The sequence below is a fragment of the Parazoarcus sp. PS-13 R2A genome (assembly GCF_057621855.1).
On sequence record NZ_JBYEXN010000019.1, the window covers coordinates 75,285 to 95,729 of the forward strand.

Here is a 20,445-nt window from a genome sequence, read left to right on the forward strand (position 1 = left end):
CCGGGTCGGCAACCAGAGCAGGCACTCAACGTGGCGCTGACAGCCGATACCGGTCATCAGCCTGAGCGGCGCCGAAGCCTGTTGCGCTGGCTCCCGGCGCACCGGATGTTCATGCGCGTGTTCCTGGTCTTCGGCAGCCTGCTGCTGGCCATGACGGCACTGTACGGCATGCTGATTGTCCCGCTGCAGCAGGACTCGCTGCTCAAGGTCATGTACTCGCAGGCTGACATCGTCTCGCGCTCGATCATCCAGGCATGCTCCGAGGCGATGATCACCGACGACTTCGGCTTCATCGTCGAACACAACCTGCAGGTCCTGCAGAACAACCGCAACATTCGCTCGGTGCTGATCACCCCCAAGCGCGGCACAACCATCCGGATCGCACCGGAAGGCTGGGCAATGCAGGAGAGCGACCCGCAGGCGGCGCCCGATCAGACACTGGAGCACGCTGCGTACGGCATTGTCAGCAATGCCGATGGCACCACGCACTATCGCTACAGCACCCCGATCCGCTTCAGCGGACTGAGCTGGGGATCGATCGAGATCAACTTCGCCACCACTGAATACGACGCCAACACGCGCGAGATGTACAAGCAACTCCTGCTGATCTCGATGCTGGTTGTCCTGGCCATCCTCCCCGTCGGCTACTTTTTCGCCCTGTGGCTGATCCGGCCGATTGCGGACATCAGTCACGCCGCATCGCGTGTTGCGCAGGGCGACCTCGACGCACACGTCGACATCGCACGCCAGGATGAAATCGGCCAGCTCTCACGCAGCTTCAACCAGATGGTGGACGCACTGCAGGAGAGCAGGACCAGAGTCAGGTTCTACAACCAGGAGCTCGAACAGAAGGTCGCCGAGCGCACCCATGAGCTCGACGAACTGAACCGCACCCTCGACCAGCGCGTGCGCGACGAAATCAGCAAGCGCAAGGAGCAGGAAACCCTGCTCATCCATCAGTCCCGCCTGGCGGCAATGGGCGAGATGATCGGCGCCATCGCGCACCAGTGGCGCCAGCCGCTGAATGCGCTCAGCCTGGTGATGCAGAACATCCGCCTGCAACACGGCAGCGGCCGGCTGACCGAGCAGTCGATGGCGCGCATGCAGGAAAAGTCGGAGCAGTTGGTCCAGCGCATGTCATCGACCATCGACGACTTCCGCGACTTCTTCAAGCCCGACAAACACGCCGTGACCTTCAACCTCGCACAGGTCATCCGCTCGTCGGCGGGCATCATGGACGGAGTGTTCAACAATCACTGCATCGCACTGAGCATCGATTGCGATGACGACATCGAAGTGTTCGGCATCCCGGGGGAGTTCTCCCAGGTCATTCTCAACCTGCTGAGCAATGCCAAGGATGCGGTACAGGACACCCATCAGCGTTCGCCGCGCATCCAGGTGCATGCCAGCCGCGACGGCGACCTCGTCCGCATCTGCGTGGACGACAACGGCGGGGGCATTGCGCCCGAGGTCATGGCCCGGATCTACGAGCCCTACTTCACCACCAAGAACGAAGGCAAGGGCAGTGGCATCGGGCTTTACATGTCGAAGATGATCGTTGAAAACAACATGCACGGGCGACTCGAGGCAAGCAATACCGACGAGGGCACCCGCTTCACGATCGAGCTCGACACCCCCGGCAGGCACACCGAAACGGCGTCGGAACAGGTCGCGTGAGCGCCGGAGCCGGCGCTGCCGGGCGACCTCACCATCGCAGGCATCGTCGGCATCGAGGTGGACCTCCGCATCACCGCCGCTGGCATGGACAAGGTAACGCTCAAGGAGATCTTGACCGTGCCCACATCGTCTGCCCCTGCTCCAACGCCACCCGGGGCAACATCAAGGTCACCCTGACACGGGTCTGAGCTGCGCCCGACTCAGATTGGCGCGGGCGGCACGGATGGTGCGACATGCTGCGTCGCCATCGGCTCACCCACATAGCGCTGAACGCGAGGCGCGTCCGGCCCCAAGTGAAAGGACAGACGCTGCTCGCGGAGACCCGCATCGGCAGCAGTAAATCGCTCAAGCCTGCGCTGATGCTCGATCCAGTTCTCGTCGAGGAAGTATTCGATATAGCGCCCCGGCAAGGTCGTATCCCTGAACAGGCCCCATGACAGCGCCCCCTGGCGCAAGCGTGCGCGACGTGTCTTCTGCATCACCGCATTGAAGGCAGCGGCGGTGGACGGGTCGATCAGGTATTCGATCGTGACCATGACCGGCCCCTCGTTGGGCGCGATCTCGATGATCGGCTCTGGCGCCCGCCCTGCAGGCGGCACCGGCGTATGGTCGGCATCCGGCCCGCCGCCTACGCTCAAGTGCCGCGTCAGCGCCAGGAGCAGCGGCCCGAGCGCGGCTGCGATCGCGATACTCACGCTTACGGTGGTCAGGCTCGCCACATAACCCCACAGCGCAGCACCCACCGCACTGCCGCCCATCAGCGCCATCTGGTAGATCGACATGCCGCGCGCGCGCACCCAGTTGGGCAAGGCGAGCTGGGCGGCCAGGGTGAGCGAGTTCGCCGTCGCAATCCAGGCCATGCCGGCCAGGGCACTTGCCGGCATCGCAAGCCAGATATTAGGCGCGAGCACCACCAGCAGCGCCGCGACCGCATGCACGCCGGTACCCCAGGCCACGAATTCGTCCCGGCTGATGCCGCGACGCAGGCGGGGCAGGAACAGCGCGGTGAGAATCGCACCCGCCCCCATCGCAGCCAGCAATGCGGTGAAGGTCGTCGCGCCGCCCTCGAGCTTGCGCGCAATCAGTGGCAGCAGTGCAAGCAGTGCGCTCGATTGCAGGAAGAAGCCGAAGATTCTCAGCAGTACCACGCGCATTCGCGGCGACTGCACGACATGCTGCAGCCCCACCCGCATCGCGCCAAAGAAGCGCTCGCCGGGCAAGGCGCTCACTTTCGGCTCCGAACGCCAGCGCAGGATGATCACGAAGGCGATGATCGACAGCAAGGCATTGAGCAGGAACACGTACTGACTGCCAACGCTGGCGAGCAGCATGCCAGCCACCACCGGCCCGACGATACGCGACATGTTCATGGCGATGCCGTTCAGCGCCAGCGCGGCAGAAAGATCATGACGCGGCACGACCTCGGGCACGATCGCGGCGAACACCGGCCAGCGCATGGCCATCCCGATACCGTTGGCAAAGGTGAGCGCCAGCAGCAGGGGCGCGCTGAGGCCGTCGGCAAATGCCAGCGCGCTGAGCACCAGCGCCGTCGCCGCGACCCATAGCTGGGTGACCGCAAAGTAACGCCGCCGGTCGACGATGTCGGCCAAGGCGCCGCTCGGCAGCCCAAGCACGAACACCGGCAGGGTCGAGGCCGCCTGCACCATCGCCACCATGAACACGCTGTCGGTCAGCGTCGTCATCACCCATGCCGACGCGACGTCATTCATCCACATGGTGACGTTGGCCGCCAGCCAGGCCATCCACAGCATCCGGAACACCGGGTCGCGCAGCGGAGCCATCGTGGAAGGCGCTTGTTTCGGATCGGCCGGCGTGGTCATTGGTTCGGGCCTCGTTAGGGTGAGCGCGTCAGCGGCGCCCACCGAAGTATCACTGCCTGCGACGCACGCAGTCAATCGAGACACGGCGTCTCAAAACCCTGTCCATGCCATGGAAAACAGGTCCGAACCTCCAGGCCCGCGGCGACACGCAGACACTCGACAGCGCTGCCCGCCCTGCTGACCCAAGCTCGCAGCTCTGGGTCCGACTGGCCTCCAACTTGTAATACCTTTAAAACTGTTTGACACCACTTGTAAAACAACTACACTACCAATCAACGGATAGGAAACAGCAACTCGGCGCATTGCGCACAGGGCTTTTCACCATCAGGCAGCAACGCGGATCGCTTGCCGCACCAGTGTGGAAAACCGGAAACCCGCACGTTCCGGCCTCCGCATCCAACAAGTAAGAAGGAGAATTTGATGAACACTGCTTGCGAATACGAGAAGCTCAAGGATTCAACAAAGACGCTTCTCGAGCACGTCTCCACAGCAACGCTGCACACGGCCTTGTTCAAGCGAGGCCTGCGCAATACCTACATACAGGGCGTCAGCCGGATCAACACCGCGAAGCTGAAGATGGTCGGTCAGGCGTTCACCCTGCGCTACATCCCGGCCCGCGAAGATGTAGACACGGTTGCTGCATTCAAGGACCCGCGCCATCCCCAGCGCCTCGCGGTCGAGACCGTCCCTGCGGGAATGATTCTGGTCTCCGACTGCCGGCAGGACGCCAGTGCAGCATCGGCGGGCAGCATCCTGCTGACACGCCTGCAGGTTCGCGAGTGCGGCGGCTTCGTCTCCGACGCCGGGATCCGGGACTCCGACGACGCCGCCGCGATGGCGCTGCCGATCTTCTGCGCCAAGCCAAGCGCGCCGACAAACCTGACCAAGCACCATGGCGTCGATATTCAGGTGCCAATCGGCTGCGGCGGAGTTGCGGTCAACCCGGGCGACGTTCTGGTGGGCGACGGCGATGGCGTCATTGTCATCCCGCTTGAGATCGCGGACGAGATCGCTGCAGAAGCCATAAAGATGGAGCAGTTCGAGAGCTACGTGCTGACCAAGGTTCGTGCCGGCAGCCGCGTGATCGGACTCTACCCGCCCAACGACGAGGCGCTCGAGGAATACAACAGGCTCAGTCAGTAAACGAACACGAGCGCCACGCACATATTTTTCAGATGGAGGCTGTGCCCGCGAATACACACCCGGCAATCTTGAGCATCAAAGAAAAACACATCGAATCAAATTCTCAGAACTGAGGAGACACCATGTTCATCAAGTCAATCAAGTCCAGCATCATCCTGGCCGCAGGCCTTTGCGCACTGGCCGCTTCGGTTTCGGCTGCCGACTTTCCGGCGCGCGACATCCGCCTCATCGTTCCATGGCCGGCCGGCGGTGGCGCCGATGGCATTTCGCGCAAGATCAGTCAGATTGCCGAGAAGAGTCTGGACAAATCCATTTACGTTGAGAACATCGGCGGCGCCGTAACGGCAACCGGCCTGATGCAGATGTCGAAGGCACGGCCCGACGGACACACGATCGGCGTGCTCACCTACGACAGCATCATCACGCTTCCGCGCGGCAAGATGGTCCCGGGCTACTCGCTCGACAAGATGACCCCGATCGCGCGAATCACGAAGGAGGCGGATGCGATCGTCGTCTCGAAGCAGTCCGGGTTCAAGAGCTTCGAGGAACTGATCAGCGCTGCGAAGGCGAAACCCAATACGGTTCGCGTGGGCGTGGCCCCCAAGGGTTCCGGCCCCTATCTCGCAGTCCGTCGTCTGGAGAAGATGGCGGGCGTGAAGTTCAACGTCATCAGCTACGCCGGCTCTTCAAGCGCTGAAGCCGAGGCCCTGCTTTCCGGGGAACTCGACGCGGCAATCTCAAGCCTGGGCGACTTCAATGGAATCATCAGCTCCGGCGATGCGCTGGGCATTGTCGAGCTGTCATCCGAGCAGAATCCGTCCTTCCCCAACGTCCCCCCTATCAGCACGCTGGGATATGAGCTCGAAACCGGCAGCTTCATCCTGCTGGCCGCACCAAAGAACACGCCGCCAGCCGCGCTTTCCAAGCTCGAGGCTGCGTTCAAGCAGGCATACGACAGCAAGGACTTCCAGGCCTGGCTGGTCACGATCGGCGTAACCCCGAGCTGGCTGGGCTCGGACGGCGTGCAAAAGTGGATTGACCAACTGCAGTCGACGACATTCAAAGTCATGGATGAGTTGAGTCTCTAACACCACAATCTCCATGCCTTTGGGCACACCAAAGGCATGGCGGAGGCCACGCCAGATGATTCTGAACAGAAAAGCGCTATTCCCGCTTCTTATTCTGATTCTTTCAATTTTCTATTTGATTGAAGCCATCAAGCTCGGACACCCCCTTACGGAAGAGGGCATTCGTCCATCATTCGTCCCACTGGTACTGGGATCGCTGTCGTCGATTTTCAGCCTTGTGCTGACCCTCAAGGCCACCGTGCTGGCGAAGCGCGCACGCGATGAGGTGACGTCCGCATCCGACGGAGGCGAACCCGAAGCCGAGCGCGCCTCCGTGGTACCGGCTGTTCTGACCATCGTTGCCATATCGCTGTACATCGCACTGTTCTCGATCATTGGCTACGTCCTGTCATCGCTGCTGTTCGTCTTCGCAATCACGACGATCTTCTCCGACCGGGGCAAATGGCTGCTGAAGCTCGCAAGCTCGGCCGCGATCGTCGCCTTCGGATACATCGTTTTCGAGCAACTCTTTGGCGTTCGGTTGCCGACACTGTGGGGATAAATCGTGGAATTCATTAGTCTTGTCGGCAGCGGCTTCGGCATGCTCCTCGACCCGCTGACCCTGACCTACGTGGTCGCGGGCTTCCTGATCGGCACCGTGTTTGCGGCGATTCCCGGCCTTACCGCCACGCTGGCCCTGGCGCTGCTGCTGCCACTCACTTACAGCCTCGACGTCACCACCGCCCTGATGGCATGCGCCAGCATCTACATGGCCGGCATGTGCGGCGGCAGCATTACTGCAATCACGGTCAATATCCCGGGAGCGCCTTCATCGATGATGACCTCGCTCGACGGCTATCCCATGCAGCAGCAGGGCAAGGGTGCCCTGGCCCTGGGGCACGCCAGTTTCGCGTCGATGTTCGGCGGCGCATTTGGCTGCATTCTGCTGATCCTGATGGCCCCCCTGGTCGCCGAGCTGTCGCTGCTGGTCAAGACCAGCGGGAAGTTCTCCCTTCTGGCTTTCGCGATCATCGTGATCGTCATCTCCGAACGCGGCAAGGTGCTGAAGGCCGCGCTCGCTGCCTGCATCGGCATGATGCTGGCGACGATGGGGCTGGACGGCGTGGAGCCCCTGGCCCGCTTCACCTTCGGGCTCAGTGATCTGACAAGCGGCATCGACCTGATGCCCGTCATCATCGGGGCCTTTGCGATCAGCGAGATTCTGATGCAGGCCGGCGATCAGCAGGTCGCGAACAAGATCGTCAGCGCGCTCAACAAGATCACCATCCGGCGCCGTGACTTCTTCCCGCCCCTGTCGCAGATCAGGGCCGTCGGCATCGGCTGCTACATCAAGTCCAGCGTGATCGGCTACGCCGTCGGCGTGCTGCCGGGCGCAGGCGGCTCCATGGGGAGTTTCCTCGCGTACGTGGAGGCCGTTCGCACCTCCAGGAACCCCGAGAGCTTCGGCAAGGGCAACCCGGCGGGCATCGCTGCCGCAGAGTCCGCCAACAATGCGGTCTGTGGTGGCGCGCTGGTCCCGACGCTCACGTTCGGCATTCCCGGCGACCCGGTCATGGCGATCATGCTTGGCGTTCTCGTCATCAACGGCATTCAGCCCGGTCCGCAGCTGATGAGCAATCAGGCCGACCTCATCGCGCCGATGCTGGCCTCGCTGCTGTTCAGCGCGGTCGTTCTCATCCCATTGACGCTTTACCTGCTGGGGCCGTATTTCGTCAAGGTCGTCTCCATACCGCGGGACGTGCTCTATGGCGCCATTGCCCTGCTTGCGGTCCTGGGCAGCTATGTGTCGACGTACTCGGTGTTCCAGATGATCGTGGCACTGGTCATGGGCGTGCTTGCGTACAGCATGAGAAAGAACGGTTTTCCGGTCATCACGATGGTCCTCGGTTTCATCCTCGGGCCCAATCTTGAAGAGTTCTTCCGTCGCTCACTGGCGATCTCGAACGGGAATCCGATGACCTTCCTGACGAGCCCGGACAGTCTGTTCTTCGTCGGCCTGACCCTGGTGTTCATCTATTTCCTCTGCATCAGAAAGCCACCCAGGACACCGGTGTGCGCTGCCGAAACCAGCACCTGATGCCGACCCGCTCAGCCCACTTTCACCATATCCGGGATACATCCACATGCAAGTAACAGGACAATCATTGATCGGCAGCCAGGCCGTGCTTTCGACGGGCAAGCCGATTCAGGCCCTCAACCCCGCAACAGGGGCGAACATCGAACCTGAATTCAGAGGTGGGGGCGCCGAAGAGCTTGACCGCGCCTGCGCGCTCGCGGCAGCGGCGGCTACGACGTTTCGCAATACGCCGCTTCAAGTCCGTGCGAACTTCCTCGAGACCGTCGCGACCGAGATCGAAGCCCTCGGTGACGCGCTGATCGAGCGCTGCATGCTGGAATCCGGTTTGCCGCGCGCACGCCTGGAAGGCGAACGCGCCCGGACCTGCGGCCAGTTGCGCCTGTTTGCGTCGGTAGTACGCACCGGCGAGTGGCTCGACGTACGCATCGAACCGGCCTTGCCCGAGCGCCAGCCCCTGCCCCGCTCCGATCTGCGCATGCAGAACATTGCCATCGGCCCGGTGGCAGTATTCGGCGCCAGCAACTTTCCGCTGGCATTCAGCGTCGCCGGTGGCGACACGGCCTCGGCCTTCGCTGCAGGATGCCCTGTGGTCGTGAAAGCGCACGCGGCGCATCCGGGCACCTCGGAACTCGTCGGCCGTGCGATTCAGACCGCGGTCTCCAAGTGCGGCCTGCCGGAGGGGGTGTTCTCCCTGCTGTTCGGCGCGGGCAACGAGCTGGGCCTCGCGCTGGTATCGGACTCACGCATCAAGGCCGTGGGCTTCACCGGTTCGCGCAGCGGCGGCATGGCACTGATGAAGGCCGCTCAGGCACGGCCCCAGCCCATCCCCGTATACGCGGAGATGAGCAGCATCAACCCGGTATTTCTGCTCCCCAACGCGCTCCAGCATCGTGGCACGACACTCGCCGAAGGCTTTGTGGCGTCGCTTGCGATGGGCGCCGGGCAGTTCTGCACCAATCCCGGCCTCGTGGTCGGCGTGCGCGGCACGGCGCTCGACACCTTTCTGAATGCGGTCGCGCAGGCGGTCTCCGGCGTTAGCGCCCAGACCATGCTCTCGCCAGGCATTCATGCTGCGTATAACGACGGCTCGGGGGCACTCGCGGGCCACGCCAGGGTCAGGCCGGTGGGCCAGGGCGCAGCTGCCGAAGGCCCCTGCCAATGCCAGGCCAGGGTGTTCGTTACGGCGGCATCCGACTTTCTCAAGGATGAAGTGCTGCAGCGCGAGGTGTTCGGGGCGACCTCGCTGGTCGTCGAATGCGAAGACTGGGCCGAGGTCGAACGCGTTGCGCAATCGCTCGAAGGTCAGTTGACGGCCACCCTGCTCATGGATGAAAGCGACCTCGAAAAGGCGGCTCAGTTGCTGCCGGTGCTTGAGGAGAAGGCAGGGCGCCTGCTGGTCAACAACTGGCCGACGGGCGTCGAGGTGTGCCACGCGATGGTGCACGGCGGCCCCTTCCCCGCAACCTCCGACGCCCGCACGACGTCAGTCGGCACGGCGGCGATTCAGCGCTTTCTGCGCCCGGTCTGCTATCAGAACCTGCCCCAGGCGCTGTTGCCCGAAGCCCTCCGCGACGGCAATCCGTCAGGCGTGTCCAGACTGGTGGGCGGGACACGCATGGTGCCGGCATCCGCGTAGTAAACCGCAGCAGTGCTGCCGGGAAAACCAGGCCCCGAAGCGCTTGAAGCGGGGCTTGGCGCCGTGATCCGCCGCGGGGCTGCGCTGACGACATGCGCGCAGCCCAGCGTGCGCCATCGCGCCTGGCCGCAGTCCAGACGCCTCGGCAGCAAGCGCAAATGGCTCGCCTCGCGCACACCGCCGGGACGGGCCGCGCTGAGCACTGCACCGGAACGCTGCCGGGCAATTCCTTTACCGTCCCCAGCACTGTTCCTATAATCTTCCACCGAAATATCATAGGCTTCGATCAAATACATGGCGCGCCGCAAAGCAGCTGAACCATCCATACCGCAGGAACCGGCCCTCGTGGAGGACCCCGCCGGAGAGCGGCTGCATGCCTCCGGCCCACGCGACCGGCTGTCCGATCAGCTGTACGGCAAGGTGTTCGAGCAGATCACGTCGGGCAGCATCAAGGTGGGCGAGCAGCTGCCATCCGAAGTCGAGATTTCGGAGCGTTTCGGCGTGTCGAGACCCGTCGTGCGGGAAGCGCTCCTGCGGCTGCGCGTCGACGGGCTGATCACCTCGCGCCAGGGCCTGGGGACCTTTGTCAGCCATCAACCCGCCCCGCGCATCAAGACCTTTGCCAAGGCGCAGGACATCGCCTCTTACCTGCGCTGCCAGGAAGTGCGCATCACGCTCGAAGGCGATGCTGCCCGCCTCGCCGCAGAGCGTCACACCGACGAACAGCTTGCAGCCCTGGTTGCAGCCCACGAGGCGTTTGCCGAGGGTGTGCGCAGCGGCAACCTGGAGCCTGCTGCCGACCTCGATTTTCATGCGCGCATCGCTGAAGCCAGCGGCAACGAATTCTATTCCAGCCTGCTCGAGAGCATCCACGAGGCCATGACCGGCCTGATGCGGCTCACGCTGGGGCTGACCCGCACCGCATCCAAGAAGCGCGCGCTCACCGTGCTGGACGAGCACACCGCCATCGTCGCCGCGATCCGCGCCCGCGAGGGCGAAGAGGCGCGCGTCGCGATGCAGTTCCACCTTGGTCAGGCACGCCGTCGTCTGATCGACGGGCGCCGCGACAAGTAGGTCGCGCGCCGCCGCGGGAGCTGCCGGCGCAGCGCCGGTTCGGCGCCCTGCCCCAAGTCCATTCCCTTTGCTGCTTCTGGCACCGCGCCGCCGGCCGCAGCGCTGCGCCATCGCGTCCGCAGATTCAGTCAGGTAACGCTCGATTAGTCGACGTTCATGAACAGTGTCTTTCCATCGCCCTGGATTATCCGTCCTGCCTTAATCGGTACGCTTGCCTCCAGTACGACGGAGCACCCGTTCCGCCGTGCCTTCGCAAGGTACTGACAAGGACAGGAGGACATCATGAACGCACCACTCCCCAGGAATGCAGCGCAACTGCATCGCACACCCACCCACCCGGTCGCCCCGGTATTCATCGAGCGCTGGTCGCCGCGTGCATTCACCGCGTCGGCCATGCCCCGGTCTGAGCTGATGACGATGCTCGAGGCCGCGCGCTGGGCGCCGTCGGCATACAACATCCAGCCCTGGCGCTTCGTCCATGCGATGCGCCAGGACGCATACTGGGACGACTTTGTCGGCCTGCTCGACCCCTTCAACGCGCGCTGGGCACGCAATGCATCCGCGCTGATCTTCCTGCTGTCGGACCGCTTCATGCCGGCGCGCGAGTCCGGGCCCGCCACGCCCTCAAGCACGCACGCGTTCGACGCAGGCGCTGCGTGGGCGCAACTGGCCCTGCAGGCCACGATGCTGGGCTACCAGGCGCATGCAATGGCGGGAATCATGCGCGACGAAGTGCGCACGAAGCTCGCAGTCCCGGACAACTTTCAGATCGAGATCGCCATCGCAGTCGGCCGCCAGGCGTCGCCTGCGAGCTTGCCCGGCGGTTTGCGCGAGCGCGAAGTGCCCAGCACGCGACTGGCACTCGACCAGATCGCGTTTGCCGGACGATTTCCCGACCCTGCGCTCGACTGAGGGGCGCCCCCACCCTGCCCCGCTTCGCTGGAGTCTTCCATCATGAACACATCCATCAGACAGGGGGCGCCCGCCACCGTCGCCGCCCTGCTTCATGAACCGTCGGTGCTGCTGCTCCTGACCGGCACCCTGATCGGCCTGAACTTCCCGCTTGGCAAGATCGGCGCTGCGGCGGGCGTCTCGCCCATGCTCTGGGCGCTGCTGATCTCCACTGGCGCCAGCCTGACCCTGTTGCCGGTGCTGATCGCGCGCCGCGAACTGGCATGGCCCTCGCTGCGGGTGATGCGCTACACGGCATGCTCGGCGCTGATCTCGTTCATCGTGCCCAACCTGTTGCTGTTCTCCGCGATTCCGCACGCGGGTGCGGGCTACACCGGGCTCATGTTCGCGCTCTCGCCGGTGTGCACGGTGTTGCTCGCAGGCCTGTGCCGGCTCGAAACGCCGGGCCGCACCGGACTGCTCGGGATTGCACTGGGGCTGGCAGGCGCCGCCATCGTCAGCCTGACCCGCGGTGCGGCGGCAGACGCGCCCGCACTCGGCTGGTTGCTTGCGCCCCTGCTGATCCCGATGGCACTGGCAGCGGGCAACGTCTATCGAACACTGCACTGGCCGCACGGAGAGTCGCCCAATACCCTCGCCTTCTGGGGCCAGGCGTTTTCCAGCGGCGTGCTCCTGTTACTGCTGTGGCTCACACACGGGACCCTGCCCATTGCCGAATTCCTTCCCGCAGGCGGCGCTGCACTGATGCAGGTCCTGGTCGCAGGCATCACCTTTCCGGTGTCTTACCGGCTGCAGCAACTCGGCGGGCCGGTCCTGCTGAGTCAGATCGGCTACGTTGCCGCGGCGGTGGGTCTTGTCGTGGCCACGGTCTTCCTCGGCGAACGCTACGCGCCGGCGACCTGGGCCGGTGCGGGCGTCATCGCCCTGGGCATCGGCGTCACCATCGTTGCGCAACTTGGCGCGCGCAGAGCGGGCAACGCCCGGCGCAACTGATCAGCCTGCATCCCAGCAGGGCGGGTCCTTGATGTGCTCGGCCAGGAAATCGACAAAGGCGCGGATCTTTGGCGACAGGTGCTTGCGCTGCGGATAGACGGCATAGATCGACACTTCCATCGTCCGGTAGCCCTGCAGCACCGCCCTGAGCCGCCCTGCCCGGATATCGGCGCCGACCACGAAGGTGGGCGTCAGGGTCACGCCAGCACCATTGAGCAAGGCCTCGCGCAAGGCGAGGCTGCTGTTCATCTTGATGCGGCTGGTGACGGTCACCTGACGATGGCCGCCATCCGCGGCAAGGAAGTGCCACTCGTCCGGCGCATTCGTGTAACGGTAGGTGATAACCGCATGCTGTGACAGATCCTCAGGCGACTGCGGAATGCCATTGCGTGCGAAATACGCCGGCGACCCGCACACCACATGCCGGCACGGGCCCAGCCTGCGCGCCACCAGCGACGAATCGGGCAACTCGCCGATCCGGATCGCCAGATCGAAACCCTCATCCACGAGATCGACCTTGCGATCGTCCAGCACCATGTCCACGGTGAGCTCAGGGTAGCGCGCCTGGAGCGCAGGCAGCAGGGGCGCAAGGTGCAGGATGCCGAAGGACATCGGGCTGCTCAGGCGCAACTCCCCACGCGGCTCGCCCTGCAAGCGCGACACTTCTGCCTCGGCCTCCTCGATCTCCAGCAAACCCCGCTGGCTGCGCTCGAAGAACGCCCGCCCCACCTCGGTCAGACTCAGCCGCCGCGTCGTGCGGTTCAGCAGGCGCGCGCCCAGCCTGTCCTCGAGCCGCGTCACATACTTGCTCACCACCGATTTCGACAGCCCCAGCGTCTCGGCGGCGGCGGTGAAACTGCCGCGACTGACAACCTGGACAAACACGGCTACATCACTGAGTGCGTCCATTACGCCCCCATTACTCAAGCGTTGAGAACAATCTTATTCCATCAGCCCGGATTATCAACTCCATGAAGATCTCTATCGTTGAGACACCTTCAACACAACGGAGATCTTCAATGAACACGCAAATGAAAACCACCCTGAGTGCGATGCTGCTCGGACTCGCGCTCGCAACGGGCTCACCCGCAACGCACGCTGCACAGGAGGTGGGCATCAGCCCGTGGGGCCCGCAGGACGAAATCGGCCGCCTCAACCTGATGACCGCAGACTCGCAGGCCGCAGTGCTGGCGCGACTGGCAGGCGGCAAGAGCTACGACCTGTCCGTCGAGTACCACATCGGCATGCCCAGCTGGCAGGCTGCCGGTGACCCGCACTACCGCATCTGGATGACTCACACGCCCCACGGCAACGTTGTCGCCGACCCGCTCGGTCTGGGCCAGGCCATGAATGAACATGTGAGCTACACCGGCGCGGCCATCTCGATGTATACGCACATGGGCACCCACATCGACGCCCTTGGTCATTTCGGCCTCGACGGCCGGATCTGGAATGGTTTCGACGCGAGAACGCACCTCGGCGACCGCGGATGGACGGTGGCGGGCGCCGAGAAGATCCCGCCCATCATCGCTCGTGGCGTCCTGATCGACGTAGCGGCGTCCAGGAACGTGGACATGCTGCCGGACGGCTATCGCGTCACGCGTGAAGACCTGCGCGCTGCGCTTGCCCATCAGCAAACCAGACTCGAACCCGGCGACGTCGTGCTGATCCGCACCGGCCGGATGCGTCATTACGACGATGCCGAGGCCTACATGGCGAATCCTCCGGGGATGGGAATGGAGGCTGCACGCTTCCTGGTGGAAGAAAGCGGTGCCATGGTGGTCGGTGCCGACAACCTGAGCTTCGAGAGCTTCCCCTCGGAGATCGAGGGCAACTACGTGCCACTCCACACCTATCTGCTGGCCCAGACCGGCACGCCGATCATAGAATTGGCCTACCTGGAGGATCTGGCGCGCGATCGCGTTTACGAGTTCGCCTTCATCGGCGGCTCACTCAAGCTTCGGGGCTCGGACGCCGCGCCTCTGCGGCCGATTGCCATTCCGCTGCGCTGAGGCGCTGCACACGCGCCCGCAAGGGCGCGGCATGACCCCGCGGGCGGCCCGCCCGGCCGATCTGCACGAGGGCCGTGGCGAACAGGGAGGGAACATCATGAAGGTCTGCGTTGTAGGCGCATCCGGAAAACTCGGCCAGTACATGGTCCAGCATGCACTCGACCGCGGCCATGAGGTCGTCGGTGTCTGCCGTGAGCGCAGCGTCGGCAAGCTCGACCGCTTCAAGGGTCGCATCACCATCGTCCCGGGCGCGACAAACGACCGCGACGTCATCAGGAAAGCGGTAGCAGGCTGCGATGGCGTGCTCACCGTACTGGTTCCCTGGGGCGTCCAGCAGTATTCATCGGGCACCGCCCAGGCGGTGATGGACTATTCCCCCCCGGATGCACGGCTCGTGTTCTCCTGCGGCTGGCATATCAGCCGCGACGGCAAGGACCGCTACTCGTGGAAACTGAAAGCGCTGGTGGCCATTGCCGGCCCCATCGCCCGCCTCTTCCGGCTGGCGGAGCTGGACGACCAGGTTGAAGCGTGCCGACGGATCTTCGCCAGCACGACGAAGTGGACCGTCGTCCGCGCAAGCAACCTCGAAGAAGGAGAGAGCCAGGGCCTGCCGGCCTGGAGTCGGCACGTGGGCGACGCCATCCTCGAAAGCAATCTCACACGCCGCGTGGACTTCGCCCTGTTCATGGTGGCGGCGCTCGAGAACGATGAACTCATTCATGAAGCGCCCGCAATCGTGGGCTGCCAGACGCCGTCGGCACGCGCCGGCAAGGCCTGATGCGTCCCATCGGATCAACCGTGTGCCCCTGCCCGACAGCCCGGCACACCAGGATGCCCGCAGCCGGACGCCAGACTTGAATCAGACCCGGTTGCGACCAGCGCTCCTGGCCTGACCGAGAGCCGTGTCGGACAAGTTGCAGCCGGATGGCAGCTGCGGCGTGCAGATCTGGACGGCACTCATGTCGTGCCCTGCTGGCGCAGGCTCGCCACCAGGGTCTGCGCAGCGGCAAAATCAAGTCGCTGCACAGCGCGGTCCAGTTCGGCGAAGCGTTCGCCATGTCCGCCTGTCGCCTGCTTCAACGCCTCAAAGACATCGAGCGCACGCAGATTGTTCTCTGCCAGCAGGGGGACGAGTTCGTCGAGCAGTTCGGCCACGCAGCCCGGCTCCGCCGGCGCAGGCTCGGCGACGACCTGCGGCGGATCAAGTGCCTCGGCAAGGGTCAGCAGCGACGCGGCGCTCGTGTCGATCAGCGTGCGCAGCCGGGTGAGGTTTTCGACATGACGGGCTGTGTCCTCGCCCGACCTGGCCGCAGACTCGAGCTCCGCAGCCAGGTTCGCCAGCGGCTGGGCGCCCAGCATCGCCGCCTGCCCCTTGAGCGTGTGCAGTTCGCGGGTCGCTGTCGTGAAGTCGCCCCCGCCCCAGGCCTGCTCGATGCGGTCGGCACTGTTGCCCTGATCGGCAACAAAGTCGCGCGCCAGTTGCGCAAAGAAGCTGCGATCGCCATTCAGCCTTGCCAGCGCAGGCCCCAGGTCGAAGCCCTCGGGGCTTTCCGGCAGCGGCCCGGCTGGGCGAACCACCGGGGCCACAACCTCTGCCCGTCCACATTGGCGCAACAGGGTGGCAACCAGCTCCCGCGAATCGATGGGCTTGCCGACGTGGTCGTTCATGCCGGCGGCAAGACAGGCGTCGCGGTCGGCCGCCAGCACGTTGGCGGTCATGGCGATGATCGGCACCGTGAAACCACTCGCACGCAGGCGGCGCGTGGCCTCGTAACCGTCCATTCCCGGCATCTGGATGTCCATCAGCACGGCATCGAAGAGCGCCTCGTCCGATTGCGCCAAGGTCAGCGCGGCCCGGCCGTCGTCCGCCACCGTCACCCAGGCACCGGCATGAACCAGCAGTTCCCGCGCGACCTGCTGGTTCAAGGGGTTGTCCTCGACCAGCAATAGCCGCAGCCCGGCGAGCGGCCGGCCAAGGAGGTGTGCGCTGCCGTCGTGGTCGGTCGTCACCGATTCGCCGCCGGTGGCGACTGCAATGGCGTCGAAGAGCATGGATGGCGTGACCGGCTTGACCAGAAAACCGTCGAGGGGATTGTCATCGACGCCGGCAATGCGTTCCTCGAGCATCTCGCGACCCTTGGCGGTCACCATCAGCAGCACGGGCTCGCGCGGACCGTGCTCCATTGCGCGGATGCGTTCGGCCGTATCCCAGCCGTTCAGACCGGGCATGAGCCAGTCCAGACAGATGATGTCGAACGGCCGCCCGGCGGCGATGGCCGCATCTGCGCGCTCCACAGCCTCCTCGCCGCTGGCGGCGGTCTCGGCAGACCAGCCAAAGGACTGCGTCGCGTTGGCCAGGACCTGGCGAGCCATTGCGTTGTCATCGACAATCAGCACGTGCGGGGGTTTGGGCAGGCGCCCGGGGTCGAGCTCGCGCTGGACGAGTTGCTCGGTCGCCTCGTCGCGAAGGAGGTCGAGGGTGAAATGGAAACGGCTTCCAGCCCCGGGCGTACTCTCCACCTGCAGCTCGCCGCCCATGAGGCTCACCAGGCGCTGGCTGATGGCGAGGCCAAGGCCGGTGCCGCCGTAGTGGCGCGTGGTCGAACCTTCCGCCTGAGTAAAGCCCTCGAATACCGCCTGCAGACGCTCGGCCGCAATGCCAATGCCGGTGTCGCGGACGGCAAACTCGATGCGGGCAGACCCGGCCCGCGTTTCGACCGGACGCAGGCTGACAATGACCTCGCCACGCTCGGTGAACTTCACCGCGTTGCCGGCCAGGTTGAGCAGCACCTGCTGCAGACGCAGCGGGTCGCCACGCAGCGCGCGGGGCAACTCCGGAGCGATATCAAACAGTACCTCCACCGGTTTGTCCTGCAGCGCAGCGGAGAGCATCACCGAGAGATTGCGCAGCAGCTCGTCGAGGCGGAAAGGGGTGTCGTCCAGCTGCATCCTGCCCGCCTCAACCTTGGAGAAATCGAGGATGTCGTTGAGGATGGCGAGCAGGGAACGCGCCGCACCTTCGGCCTTGCGCACGTAGTCGAGCTGATGCCCGCCCAGCCTGGTGTGCTGCAGCAGTTCCAGCAGGCCGAGCACCGCGTTCATTGGCGTGCGGATCTCGTGGCTCATGTTGGCGACGAAGGCGCTCTTGGCCCGGCTGGCGGCCTCGGATTCGATGCTGCGCTTTTCGAGGGCGGTGTTGGTGGCCTCCAGTTGCAGTTGTGCCTGCTTGAGGTCCGTGATGTCGTTGACGAGCACGAAGAAGCCGCGCACCTGATCGTCGACCACGTCGGGAATGTAGTGGGCCCAGGTGTAGCCGGTGCTGCCATCAGCCTTGGTCAGGGTGCGCTCGAAGTGCTGGCGCTCGCCAGCCAGCGCCGCCCGTATGAAGGGCTCGTTCTTCTCGAACAGGGCTTTGTTCATGAGCTCCTGAATGTGGATGCCCTGCATCTGCTCCGGCGTTCTGCCGAACCATTCGCGATAGGCGATGTTGGCGAAACCGCAGCGCAGATCGGCATCCCAGTAGCCGACCATGCCGGGAATGATGTCGATCAGCGAACGCATGAAATGCTCGCTGCGCGCCAAGGCAGCGGCGGCCTGCTCCCTTTCCGTCTCGACGCGGCGGCGGCGGCGCTGGGCGATTGCCAGGCCGGGCACGGTCAAGCCGGCAAGCAGGACGAACAAGCCGCCGCCCATCCGGGCCTGGCCCCGCCAGGCACCATAGAGCACGCCCATGTCGCGCCCGACCGCGACCACCAGGGGTTGGTCCATCGGCACATCGTCCGGCCGGATGGTTTGCAGCGCCATCATGCGCAGCTCGCCTGTCGCCGCGACCACGCCCTCAAGCACCTCTGCCGGATGCGCGCTCGCCATGTGGCGCGAGAAGAAGGAACCGGGCTGAGCCAGACTCTTGCCGGACTGACCAGGCCGGTCCGGCTCCATGATGACCTGCAGACCGTCGCCGTGTGCGATGGCCGCCCACATGTCCGTCCCGTAGAGGACAGCGCTCAGCTGTGAGCGAATCTCCTCCGGGTCGAGCGTGGCCGAGACGATGCCCGCAAACTTTCCGTCAGGGGTCATAACCACGCGCACCACGTTCATCGCCCAGACCCCGAGCGCGGTCTCGAAGGGCGGCGAGACGTAGAGCACGTCAGGATTGGCGTCGGCCTGCGCCCTCTGAAAGTAGGGCCGGTGAGCGAAGTTCTTGCCGAGCAGCGCCGGGCGGTTCGCCGCGACGACATCGCCCTCGGCATCGAAGACCAGCAAGGTGCGCACACTGCGCATGGCATCGGCGAAGGCCCGCAACCGGTGGCTGGCGCGGGCCATGCCGTCCCTCTCCTGCTGCCAGCCGGGAAGATCGTCGCGGATGCCGGTCAGGGTGCGATCGACCACGAGCAGGGCGCGACCGAGGTTCCTGTCGATGACGCGCGCCTGGGTGGCAAGCCGGTCACGCTCAAGGACGCCGATGGCAGTGTGGTCACGGTAGAGCGTCAGCCCGATGACCGCTCCAACGACGAACAACCCGCTCAGAAGCAGAAGCCACTCGGCCAGGAAGCGGTTACGGGTAATCAGGGGCATTGCACTTTTCTCTGCGTGGGCAGCTCATGCCAGGAGCCTGCATTCCAGCACAAAAACTGCCGCGACAAGGAAGGGATTCCAATTATGCCTTCGGTGATAGATGGCGTTAGTGAACTGCACAACAGTCGCCCCCTGCTGGAAGGCCGAAGTCACCGCGAGACCTCGCCAGTCAGCCTGACAAACAGTGCCGTGACGAATTGCTGACGTTCGCAAGAACCGTCAATTGCTCGCGCTGCTCCTTGCTTGGCAGGCCGCGATACTCACCTGACGGACGACAGCCCCCCTTGCCCCCGGCACTCGAAGGCAAACTTCGGTGTAGGGGAAGCATCCCCCGAGTGCTCAGAATTCCTTCCTGTCCCATTCTTATGAGATGCTGGACGAATTGCTCAAAATCGTCTTTATTCCAATGAAGCTGCCAGCCGGCGGCTTCCGTTAGCAACTGTTTGAAATCGAGCCTCGTGATACGGCAAGGCCGTCGCGGTGGCGTCCAGCAGGCCGATCGAGAGGGCGTCGCCGGAAAAGCCGGGCGCAGCCTCTCATGTCAAACGTCAGAGCCCTTGGGAGGCGTGATGCAAGAAAACGAAGCTGTCAGTAAGGCCTTGGGCAGGAACCGACCGATGTGGCTGCGCGCCCTGATCTGGCTCGGCATCGCCTTTCTCTTGCTCAACACGCTTGTTGTGGCGCTCTTCTTCGTATCGCCGAGCCTCAACATGGGCATGCTGCTTCGGATCGCGCTGGTCGGCGCGGTGGTGAGCGTACCGCTGTGGAAGTGGCACGGCCTGAACGTGTTGCGCACATGGCGCAATCCGCCAACATCCAGCTTCACGCGCTACGACGATCCGGCAACGGGCGGCTATCTTTTCGATGTGCAGCCCGCGCGCGCAGCGCGCATGCCTGCGCTGCCGCTGTTCGCCATCGGTGCTTTCCTGCTGCTCAACGCACTCTTGGTAGGCACAAGATCATCCGGCGGATTTACGGGGCTTTTCATCGTCGCGCTCGTGTTCATCGGTGTCGGCTGCACCTTCGTGCTGCCTGGGGCACGCGACAGAAAGCCCGCAAGGATCTCGGTCTCCCCAAAGGGGGTTCAGAGCGGTGACGTCACCATGGAACTGAAAGCCGTGAAGGACGTGTACGTCGCACATGAAGGGCTGGTCGTGGATCCCGACCCTCTCATGCCGGGACCCAACGGCGTACCGATTGCCTCAATGGCCGGGCGCCATATGGGCCGACGTCAATCGAAACGCGGCTATACGGTGATGATCCGCGAAGACGGCAAGAGCGCAGCCGGCATTCTTGCGGGCGGACTGACAGAAGACTGTGCAACAGCTTTGGTCACCGACATCAAAAAGGCCTTGCATGATCAATCTCAGCCTAAGGAAGCGGAATCGAAGGGGTCAGAGTCGACTGATCCATGAAG

The 20,445-nt window shown here is 64.3% G+C and carries 15 protein-coding genes; 12 read left to right on the forward strand and 3 right to left on the reverse strand.

Going from position 1 to position 20,445, the window contains the following annotated elements:
* Positions 1 to 30 precede the first annotated feature (30 nt).
* On the forward strand, positions 31 to 1,677 hold the full coding sequence (locus tag AC22G6_RS16650) for a sensor histidine kinase (protein ID WP_487367690.1): 1,647 nt from the start codon (positions 31 to 33) through the stop codon (positions 1,675 to 1,677).
* A gap of 200 nt (positions 1,678 to 1,877) precedes the next feature.
* Here AC22G6_RS16650 and AC22G6_RS16655 read toward each other — a convergent pair whose 3' ends face one another.
* Positions 1,878 to 3,518: an MFS transporter gene (locus AC22G6_RS16655; protein WP_487367691.1), complete on the reverse strand. Its 1,641-nt coding sequence runs from the start codon at positions 3,516 to 3,518 to the stop codon at positions 1,878 to 1,880.
* A 420-nt stretch (positions 3,519 to 3,938) separates the two neighbouring features.
* On the opposite strand from AC22G6_RS16655, the gene AC22G6_RS16660 reads away from it, so the two are divergent.
* The 8 genes from AC22G6_RS16660 (at position 3,939) to AC22G6_RS16695 (ending at position 12,441) form a co-directional block, all read left to right on the forward strand.
* Positions 3,939 to 4,661: a ribonuclease activity regulator RraA gene (locus AC22G6_RS16660; RefSeq protein WP_487367692.1), complete on the forward strand. Its 723-nt coding sequence runs from the start codon at positions 3,939 to 3,941 to the stop codon at positions 4,659 to 4,661.
* A 122-nt stretch (positions 4,662 to 4,783) separates the two neighbouring features.
* Positions 4,784 to 5,749, forward strand: coding sequence for a Bug family tripartite tricarboxylate transporter substrate binding protein (locus tag AC22G6_RS16665; protein WP_487367693.1), 966 nt, complete (start codon positions 4,784 to 4,786; stop codon positions 5,747 to 5,749).
* A gap of 55 nt (positions 5,750 to 5,804) precedes the next feature.
* Positions 5,805 to 6,290: a tripartite tricarboxylate transporter TctB family protein gene (locus AC22G6_RS16670; protein WP_487367694.1), complete on the forward strand. Its 486-nt coding sequence runs from the start codon at positions 5,805 to 5,807 to the stop codon at positions 6,288 to 6,290.
* A gap of 3 nt (positions 6,291 to 6,293) precedes the next feature.
* Positions 6,294 to 7,826: a tripartite tricarboxylate transporter permease gene (locus AC22G6_RS16675; protein ID WP_487367695.1), complete on the forward strand. Its 1,533-nt coding sequence runs from the start codon at positions 6,294 to 6,296 to the stop codon at positions 7,824 to 7,826.
* A gap of 46 nt (positions 7,827 to 7,872) precedes the next feature.
* Positions 7,873 to 9,462, forward strand: coding sequence for an aldehyde dehydrogenase (NADP(+)) (locus AC22G6_RS16680; protein WP_487367696.1), 1,590 nt, complete (start codon positions 7,873 to 7,875; stop codon positions 9,460 to 9,462).
* 345 nt (positions 9,463 to 9,807) lie between these two features.
* Positions 9,808 to 10,536, forward strand: coding sequence for a FadR/GntR family transcriptional regulator (locus tag AC22G6_RS16685; RefSeq protein WP_487367697.1), 729 nt, complete (start codon positions 9,808 to 9,810; stop codon positions 10,534 to 10,536).
* Positions 10,537 to 10,818: 282 nt separating this feature from the next.
* Positions 10,819 to 11,448 carry a nitroreductase family protein gene (locus AC22G6_RS16690; RefSeq protein ID WP_487367698.1) on the forward strand — a complete coding sequence of 210 codons (630 nt, stop codon included), beginning with the start codon at positions 10,819 to 10,821 and terminating at the stop codon, positions 11,446 to 11,448.
* 42 nt (positions 11,449 to 11,490) lie between these two features.
* The gene (locus AC22G6_RS16695; protein WP_487367699.1) at positions 11,491 to 12,441 is read left to right on the forward strand and encodes a DMT family transporter; all 951 of its coding nucleotides are present in this window, start codon (positions 11,491 to 11,493) and stop codon (positions 12,439 to 12,441) included.
* On the opposite strand, the gene AC22G6_RS16700 is transcribed toward AC22G6_RS16695, so the two are convergent.
* Positions 12,442 to 13,350, reverse strand: coding sequence for a LysR family transcriptional regulator (locus AC22G6_RS16700; protein WP_487367700.1), 909 nt, complete (start codon positions 13,348 to 13,350; stop codon positions 12,442 to 12,444).
* 110 nt (positions 13,351 to 13,460) lie between these two features.
* Between AC22G6_RS16700 and AC22G6_RS16705 the strand changes: the two genes are divergently transcribed.
* Entirely contained in the window at positions 13,461 to 14,453 is a 993-nt protein-coding gene (locus AC22G6_RS16705) for a cyclase family protein (RefSeq protein ID WP_487367701.1), read from the forward strand.
* A gap of 31 nt (positions 14,454 to 14,484) precedes the next feature.
* Positions 14,485 to 15,231, forward strand: coding sequence for an NAD(P)-dependent oxidoreductase (locus AC22G6_RS16710; RefSeq protein WP_487367702.1), 747 nt, complete (start codon positions 14,485 to 14,487; stop codon positions 15,229 to 15,231).
* A gap of 179 nt (positions 15,232 to 15,410) precedes the next feature.
* Here AC22G6_RS16710 and AC22G6_RS16715 read toward each other — a convergent pair whose 3' ends face one another.
* Positions 15,411 to 19,028 (reverse strand): response regulator, encoded by a 3,618-nt coding sequence (locus AC22G6_RS16715; protein ID WP_487367703.1) that lies wholly within the window; start codon positions 19,026 to 19,028, stop codon positions 15,411 to 15,413.
* A 569-nt stretch (positions 19,029 to 19,597) separates the two neighbouring features.
* Here AC22G6_RS16715 and AC22G6_RS16720 point away from each other — a divergent pair.
* Positions 19,598 to 20,443, forward strand: coding sequence for a hypothetical protein (locus AC22G6_RS16720; protein WP_487367704.1), 846 nt, complete (start codon positions 19,598 to 19,600; stop codon positions 20,441 to 20,443).
* Positions 20,444 to 20,445: the final 2 nt, after the last annotated feature.